The sequence below is a fragment of the Enterobacter sp. BIDMC 29 genome (assembly GCF_019378755.1).
Lineage (GTDB): Bacteria > Pseudomonadota > Gammaproteobacteria > Enterobacterales > Enterobacteriaceae > Enterobacter > Enterobacter ludwigii.
This window is the reverse complement of the sequence record NZ_CP080000.1, coordinates 1,762,136-1,769,118: the sequence shown is the minus strand read 5'-3', so window position 1 is coordinate 1,769,118 and position 6,983 is coordinate 1,762,136. Positions and strand designations below refer to the sequence as shown.

Sequence of the window (6,983 nt, the reverse complement as noted above, 5' to 3'; positions counted from 1 at the left end):
ATTCACTCTTTTCGCGGCTCATCACGCAGAATACGCGAGCGGCAGACATCCAGAATTTCGTCAGCGAGTGCAGAATTATCCGGGCAGGCACGGGACAACACCAGAGTACCGACAAGATGTGCAAAGGTGTCTATCAGGTCAGCACGTGAGACATTTTCGTCGCTTAACATTGCCAGCTGACGTTCAACCCCGGCTGCAAATGTCTCTTTGATGGACTCAGACTGACGGGCGGTGTCGGTGCCCAGGGCAGACATCACACAACCCCTGGCCATATCATCGCGATGCTGTCGGGAGAGGTAATATTCAATGAATTTTTCTCGGTCCACACCCGCCAGGTTTTCCGCGGCGTGTACAAAACCACAATTCATGGCTTCTGACATCAGGTCGGCCTTTGAACCAAAGTGCTTATAAAACCCGCCGTGGGTTAAACCCGCCGCAGACATCAACTCCGCCACGCCCACGCCGTCATAGCCGCGCTCACGAAAAAGTTCTGATGCCGTTTCAACAATGCGCATCCGGTTTTCCCGAACCTGCTCTTTTGACACTTTCATGCTTTCCCGCCCCCTTACAAAACAAGGCTCAATTATACATTGATGATGATCATAATCAAACCAGTTGACTTTATAGATTATGATCATCATCATTAAATCCATGTCCCCGACGGCGCTTCGCAGAGGTATGCGCGCTCCGTCAGTTTGACTGAGATCAGCAAAGAGAGCCGGACATATCCCCGGATTTACCTGCATCGAACAGTGCAGATTCTGTTCAACATTTAATAAAGAAGATCACATATGACGAAAACTTCAGTTCTCATTACAGGTGCATCGACGGGTATTGGTGCTGTTTATGCGCAAAGATTTGCGAGCCGTGGACATGACCTGGTTCTGGTTGCCCGCGATAAAACAAAATTAGACGCACTCGCCGAGCGTCTGCGACAGGAGAAGGGCGTTTCTGTTGATGTTCTGCCAGCCGACCTCACTCAGGCAGCGGATTTAGCGACGGTGGAAGCTCGTCTTCGTGATGACGAAAAAATAGGGGTACTGATTAACAACGCGGGCATGGCACAGTCGGGCAATTTTGCCGGTCAGACGCCTGAGGCAATTGAGCGTCTTATCGCCCTGAACGTCACTGCGCTGACGAGGCTTGCTCGTGCCGCGGCGCCACGGTTTGTCAAAACCGGAGAAGGCGCAATCGTCAATATCAGCTCCGTCGTTGGGCTCGCTCCGGAATTTGCCATGACGGTTTACGGTGCCACCAAAGCCTTTGTGCTTTTCCTGTCGCAGGGATTGCATATTGAACTGTCCTCCGCGGGCGTTTACGTCCAGGCGGTACTACCGGCCGGCACTTACACCGAAATCTGGGAACGTGCAGGTATTGATATCAGTAAGGCGCCCGAGATGATGGAAGTGGGTCAGTTAGTTGACGCAGCCCTGGCCGGCTTTGATCGTCGCGAACTCGTCACCATCCCTCCTTTACAAAATGCTGCCCACTGGGATGACCTGGAGAAGGCGCGTCAGGCTCTGCTGGCGGATATCAATCAGGCTAAAGCGGCAGAACGGTACACAGTGTAGCCACGGGGATTCGGCATAACCCTATGCCGCGTTGTTTCCCTGCAGCGTGTTGTTGCGCTGCAGGGTGAGCAGGACTCCATCAAGAGAGCGTAGTGAGAATGACAAAAAAACGTGTAGCACTGGTGACCGGAGCTTCTTCGGGGATCGGTGAGGCGTCGGCTAAAAAACTGCTGGCCGCAGGGTATACGGTCTATGGCACCAGCCGGCGCGGTGCGCAGGCAGGCACGCATCCCTTTGCGTTATTAACGCTTGATGTGACGGACGATGCGTCCGTGAGCGCTGCCATTGAGGCGTTACTGCATCTGGAAGGGCGGATAGATTTGCTGGTGAATAATGCGGGCTTTGGGGTTGCTCCTGCGGCCGCGGAAGAAAGTTCGATTGATCAGGCCAGGCGTATTTTCGACACCAACTTTCTTGGCCTGGTCAGAATGACGCGGGCAGTGATCCCGCACATGCGCCGTCAGGGCAGTGGGCGCATCATCAACATTGGTTCGATATTAGGGATTGTCCCGCTACCTTACGTGGCACTGTATGCAGCCAGTAAGCATGCGGTTGAAGGGTATACGGGCGCGCTGGACCATGAACTGCGCACACAGGGTATCAGGGTTTCCGTGATCGAGCCGGCCTATATAAAGACACAGTTCGACGCAAACAATTTAGAACCTGACGCGAAGCTAGAAGAATATGAACCGCTCCGGGCTAAGCTGAACAACGTCGTCAGCAAGGCAATGGACGAGGCGGAACGTCCGGAAGTGGTGGCTGATGTGGTGGTAAAGGCTGCCCAGTCTTTACGGCCTAAGGTGCGTTATACGGCGGGCACGCTGGCGGGGAAACTGAATTTCATTCGCCGCTTTGCGCCTGCTTCACTTCTGGACAAGGTAGTACGCAACAGTCTTCAGCTCGACGCGAAAGAATAAGAATATGAAATTTTCTCAACTGGCTATTCTGACTGCCGGGTTGTTTTTCATCCTGGCGGCGATATGGATGTTCTGCCCGCAACTGCTGTTAACGCAGTGGGGAATCACGCCAACACCGGGAACTGATGTGCTCGGCCATCGCTCTGCCGCCCTGTACGCGGGCCTGGGGGTGATGTGTTTATTCGCCAGGCATGCAGAGCCCACGCTGGCACGCTATGCCCTGGCAGCAGGGATCGGTACGTTATGTTTGATTTTAGCCGTGTCCGGCGTTGTTGAGTGGTATGCAGGACACGTTAATGGGCAGATCGTTATTGCAGTATTTATCGAGCTATTCCTGGGTATCGCTTTTTTACTCAGCAACAGCGTTGGTAAGAAACACGCCACCGGCAAACCCGGCAGAGTAAAAGACAAATGAATAAGAAGACGATGAAAGCATTTACGTTCAAACGCTATGGTAAATCCCCTGAACTGGGATTCGACGACGTCGATTTTCCCTCCCCTGGTGATGATGAAATTCTGGTCAAAGTGTATGCAGTAGGTCTGAACCCGATCGATAACATGATCCCGACCGGCATGTTCAAACGTGTTCTGCATTTCAGTCTCCCCGCGACGTTGGGCAGTGACGTGTCCGGCGTTGTCGTTGCCACAGGACGTCGCGTGACGCGTTTCAAAGCAGGCGATGAGGTGTTTGCCAGTATTTTTGACAGGGGAACGGGTTCGCTTGCTGAATTTGTGCGGGTGCCAGAAAACCTTGCAGCGTTAAAACCCGCCACTCTGGATTTCGTACAGGCAGCGTCGCTTCCGATGGTCAGTCTCACCTCCTTGCAAGCGCTGACGGAACGCGCGAAGCTGCGAGCGGGGCAGAAAGTATTTATCCCGGCCGGCTCCGGTGGAATTGGCAGTTTTGCTATCCAACTGGCAAAACACCTTGGCGCAACGGTAGGGACGACAACCAGCACCGCCAACATTGACTGGGTGAGCCGCCTTGGTGCAGATGAGGTGGTTGACTATAAAAAGCAGGAATTCGAGAAAGTGCTGAGCGGCTACGATATTGTCCTCGGGACTATCAGAGGTGACGCGATTGAGAAATCCACCCAAATCCTTAAACCGGGAGGGAAGATAGTTTCCCTGATCGGGCCGTTAGATACGGCTTTCGCACGGGAAAGACACCTCAATGTTTTCCTGCGTTTCGTATTAGGGCTAATGAGCCGCAAAATCATGCGACTGTCAAAAAAACGAGGATTAACCTATTCGTTTCTCTTTGTCCGCCCTGATGGCAGCCAGCTTAGCCAAATCGCTGAACTCATGGACGCTCAACGCATCAAGCCCGTTATCGACAACGTTTTCCCCTTTGCCGAAACTGGCGACGCCTTCGCCTATCTGGCTCGCGGGCATGCAAAGGGGAAAGTGGTGGTTAAAATTCATGAGTGATAGCAACGAAGGCTTGCCTCTGCGCTAAGCATAAATGACCAGGGTTATCGCCTCAGGGAAGAGGTATAGTCACTATCACCGTTCGTATCAGTTATAGCCTTCCGTCTTCATCGCATAACGCGGCCAGATATCAGGATCGTGCCCGGGAATAATTTCCGCATTATGCTTCTGGGTAACCACTCTTAGTTTTGCCACCGATCGTGCCACCTGACTGGCCGATGTCATCAAGCCAGGCAGGGCTTTATCCTGAAAATGGTCAAGCGTATAGGCAGCATCTATCGCCAGGGTGAACGATTTTCCACTCGGCAGGGAGACGACGAAAGATTGATGACCCGGGGAGTGGCCTGGCGTGTAAATGATTTTCAGAACGCCGTCGCCATACAGATCAAAACCGTCATCAGCATCTCCTGCCAGAAACTGCCATTTGAGACCTTCGCGATGAAAATCTTTCCGACAGTAGGCCCCGGCGGTAAACCAGTCCGGTGAAAAGGCATAGTCGTACTCAGCGCGCTGCACAAGATGAGTGGCTTCAGGAAAGCGGCCAATCGCGCCGGTATGGTCAGAGTGGAGGTGGGAGAGTAAAACATAACGCACCGATTCTGGCCTTATTCCGAGTTTCGCCAGTTGTCTTCTACAGCCCTGGTTTGTATCCATGATGGGTTGATACTGGTCAACAGTCGGTCCCCAGTAGGCGCGGGGATCCTTCAGCCCTTCCACCGCAAGACCACCGTCAATAACAACATTCCCCTGCGGATGCGTCAGTAAAAACCAGGGGACAGGTATAATGTAGTCGGCGCCTTCACCCTGATTCATCCTGATATCGTGATATTTACAACGCTGATAGCCCGACTGGAACATATAAAGCCTGATATCTGACATGCTTCTTTTCCCGTAAAAAATGAAATGTTCTGTGCGCCATAGCTACACCAGCCGTGGACGCACAGATTTTCATTAATCGAAGGGCCTGCCAGTAGAGGGGCGGGACCACTTTCATTTATCGGTTTTACCAATATAATCGGTGAATGGATTTACTTACGGCAATGCGTATTTTCATTCGGGTGGTTGAGCGCGGAAGCATGTCTGCCGCTGCGCGCGATCTCGGCATCGGACAGCCGGCGGTCAGTGAAAGGATAGAGCGTCTGGAAGCTCATCTTAATACCCGCCTGCTGCGACGTCACACGCGCCGAATGTCTCTCACCAATAGCGGGACGCTGTTCTATGAACGGAGCAAAAGCGCCGTTGCAGCGGCTGACCATGCGCTGGCAATCGCGGATAATGGTGAGGCAATTAGTGGAACCCTGCGCATTGCCGCACCCTATGGAGCCGGGGAAGAGTTACTTATGCCCGCCCTGCTTAAACTGCAATTGGCCTATCCGGGCATAAACATAGATCTGGTGCTCAGTGACAGAGTGACGGACCCGGTCACCGAAGGTGTGGATATCTCGCTACGTCTTGGTGAAGCGGGGGAAGGATATTATGTTGCCCGCCCGTTGGGGAAAATTGAGCGGTTGCTGGTGGCCTCTCCCGAATATTTGCAGCGTTATGATATGCCCCGTACACCGGGTGAGCTCGCCCGACATGCGTTTGCTCGTGTTTCGGGCCTGTTTATGAATAACCATGTGACGCTGATCGCGCCTGACAACGCATTACTCACCGTCCCTGTGAGAATAACATTCACTTCCAGTCACTGGCGGCCGTTACGTACTGTGCTTCTGGCAGGAAAGGCAATCGGGGTATTGCAGTCTCCGGTTTGCCGACAGGAGATTGCCGACGGGCATCTCGTACCTGTGTTACCCGACTACATTGTTCCTTCATTCCCTGCATATCTACTTTATCCCCCGGCTAATATCATCTCCGCTGAAACACGAGCATGTGTCGCTTTCCTTGAAAACGAACTTCGCACAAGCCTTACGCGCTCGGTAACAAAAGGGCAGCCATAGTTCTCAAGCTGGAATACGAGGTTGTTAAATGAACGGTTGAAAAAAATTTCTTGCCTGCCTGAGGTACACCCCGGTTAATGGCTTGCCCAGTCGAGCATGCGTCATTCGCTGCTACGGCGCGGCAACTCTCCGGAAGCTAAATATTCTGCGCGGGTTTGAAACTACTGCAGTGACGTCTTCCCCCACTGCCTGACGTGTTCAATCAGAGCCCGCAGCTTGGGGGCCATATTTCGACGTTGCGGGAAGTACAGATAAAACCCAGGAAAAGGCGGAAGAAAATCATCCAGTAATGAAACAAGCTGTCCTTTTTCAATAAATGGCCTGAATGTTTCATAGGTTGCAAAGGTAATTCCTCCCCCCGCAAGCGCGAGCCTGAGCATGAGACGGAGATCGTTGGTGGTGATATGCGGTTCAACCGCCACGTCGAAAGGTATTCCCGCTTCCTCAAATTCCCAGCGATAGGGCGCGACGTCTGGCGATGGGCGCCAGCCGATACAGCGATGGCGGATAAGCTCTCGCGGATGGCGCGGTGCGCTGTGGGCCGCCAGATACGTTGGTGATGCCACCACCACTTCCCGTTGCTGTCCCGTTAGAGGGACAGCAATCATGTCTTTTTCGATCACGTCACCGAGCCTTACGCCGGCATCATAGCCCGCTGCCACGATATCAAATTCGTCATCCGACACGACAATATCGATGGTGACGGCAGGGTTAGCGGTTGTAAAGGACGCGAGCAGAGGGCCTGAAAGAAATTCTTCTGCAATTGAGGTGACAGCAATTTTCAGATGCCCTCGCGGCCCGTTGTCAGAGAGAACGTCTTCGCACGCCGCGTCAATCGTTGATAGCGGTACGGACAACGATTTTCGCAGCCGTTCTCCCGCTTCAGTCAGGTTTACCGAACGCGTGGTGCGCATGACAAGCAGGGTCCCGAACGTATCCTCCAGGCGTCTGATCCCCTGGCTGACCGCCGATCGCGTCACGCCAAGACGTTCGGCGGCAGCGCTGAAGCTATGTTCCTCTGCGACAGCCAGAAACAGAGGTAAAAGATTAAGGTCAATTTTCATTGTTTAGGTTTGCTAACCAGTGTGTACACCAGGGGCAGGATACACGAAACAATCCCCTCG

The 6,983-nt window shown here is 53.1% G+C and carries 8 protein-coding genes; 5 read left to right on the top strand and 3 right to left on the bottom strand.

Going from position 1 to position 6,983, the window contains the following annotated elements; all coding sequences use genetic code 11:
• Nucleotides 1-2: 2 nt before the first annotated feature.
• Nucleotides 3-551, bottom strand: a complete 549-nt coding sequence (locus JTA15_RS07915) for a TetR/AcrR family transcriptional regulator (RefSeq protein ID WP_219373085.1) — start codon at nucleotides 549-551, stop codon at nucleotides 3-5.
• Between the two features lie 240 nt (nucleotides 552-791).
• Between JTA15_RS07915 and JTA15_RS07910 the strand changes: the two genes are divergently transcribed.
• The 4 genes from JTA15_RS07910 to JTA15_RS07895 all read left to right on the top strand — a co-directional run bounded on the left by JTA15_RS07910 (nucleotide 792) and on the right by JTA15_RS07895 (nucleotide 3,919).
• Complete coding sequence (locus JTA15_RS07910; RefSeq protein ID WP_219373084.1) at nucleotides 792-1,571, top strand: SDR family oxidoreductase; 780 nt, start codon at nucleotides 792-794, stop codon at nucleotides 1,569-1,571.
• Nucleotides 1,572-1,669: 98 nt separating this feature from the next.
• Nucleotides 1,670-2,488 (top strand): oxidoreductase, encoded by an 819-nt coding sequence (locus JTA15_RS07905; protein WP_025203940.1) that lies wholly within the window; start codon nucleotides 1,670-1,672, stop codon nucleotides 2,486-2,488.
• A 4-nt stretch (nucleotides 2,489-2,492) separates the two neighbouring features.
• Complete coding sequence (locus JTA15_RS07900; RefSeq protein ID WP_121339584.1) at nucleotides 2,493-2,903, top strand: hypothetical protein; 411 nt, start codon at nucleotides 2,493-2,495, stop codon at nucleotides 2,901-2,903.
• Nucleotides 2,900-3,919 carry an NADP-dependent oxidoreductase gene (locus tag JTA15_RS07895; protein ID WP_219373083.1) on the top strand — a complete coding sequence of 340 codons (1,020 nt, stop codon included), beginning with the start codon at nucleotides 2,900-2,902 and terminating at the stop codon, nucleotides 3,917-3,919. Before JTA15_RS07900 ends, JTA15_RS07895 begins: the two co-directional genes overlap by 4 nt.
• 87 nt (nucleotides 3,920-4,006) lie before the next feature.
• On the opposite strand, the gene attM is transcribed toward JTA15_RS07895, so the two are convergent.
• Nucleotides 4,007-4,798, bottom strand: a complete 792-nt coding sequence (gene attM / locus JTA15_RS07890) for an N-acyl homoserine lactonase AttM (protein WP_219373082.1) — start codon at nucleotides 4,796-4,798, stop codon at nucleotides 4,007-4,009.
• A gap of 161 nt (nucleotides 4,799-4,959) precedes the next feature.
• Here attM and JTA15_RS07885 point away from each other — a divergent pair, with 161 nt between their 5' ends.
• Nucleotides 4,960-5,859, top strand: coding sequence for a LysR family transcriptional regulator (locus JTA15_RS07885; protein ID WP_079230900.1), 900 nt, complete (start codon nucleotides 4,960-4,962; stop codon nucleotides 5,857-5,859).
• Between the two features lie 161 nt (nucleotides 5,860-6,020).
• Here JTA15_RS07885 and JTA15_RS07880 read toward each other — a convergent pair whose 3' ends face one another.
• A complete protein-coding gene (locus JTA15_RS07880) occupies nucleotides 6,021-6,923 on the bottom strand; it encodes a LysR family transcriptional regulator (RefSeq protein ID WP_181240549.1) in 903 nt (300 codons plus the stop codon).
• Nucleotides 6,924-6,983 lie beyond the last annotated feature (60 nt).

Bases quoted from the DNA above. Each gene is read 5' to 3' on its own strand.
- JTA15_RS07915 (WP_219373085.1), bottom strand. From the start codon at position 551: ATGAAAGTGTCAAAAGAGCAGGTTCGGGAAAACCGGATGCGCATTGTT.
- JTA15_RS07910 (WP_219373084.1), top strand. From the start codon at position 792: ATGACGAAAACTTCAGTTCTCATTACAGGTGCATCGACGGGTATTGGT.
- JTA15_RS07905 (WP_025203940.1), top strand. From the start codon at position 1,670: ATGACAAAAAAACGTGTAGCACTGGTGACCGGAGCTTCTTCGGGGATC.
- JTA15_RS07900 (WP_121339584.1), top strand. From the start codon at position 2,493: ATGAAATTTTCTCAACTGGCTATTCTGACTGCCGGGTTGTTTTTCATC.
- JTA15_RS07895 (WP_219373083.1), top strand. From the start codon at position 2,900: ATGAATAAGAAGACGATGAAAGCATTTACGTTCAAACGCTATGGTAAA.
- attM (WP_219373082.1), bottom strand. From the start codon at position 4,798: ATGTCAGATATCAGGCTTTATATGTTCCAGTCGGGCTATCAGCGTTGT.
- JTA15_RS07885 (WP_079230900.1), top strand. From the start codon at position 4,960: ATGCGTATTTTCATTCGGGTGGTTGAGCGCGGAAGCATGTCTGCCGCT.
- JTA15_RS07880 (WP_181240549.1), bottom strand. From the start codon at position 6,923: ATGAAAATTGACCTTAATCTTTTACCTCTGTTTCTGGCTGTCGCAGAG.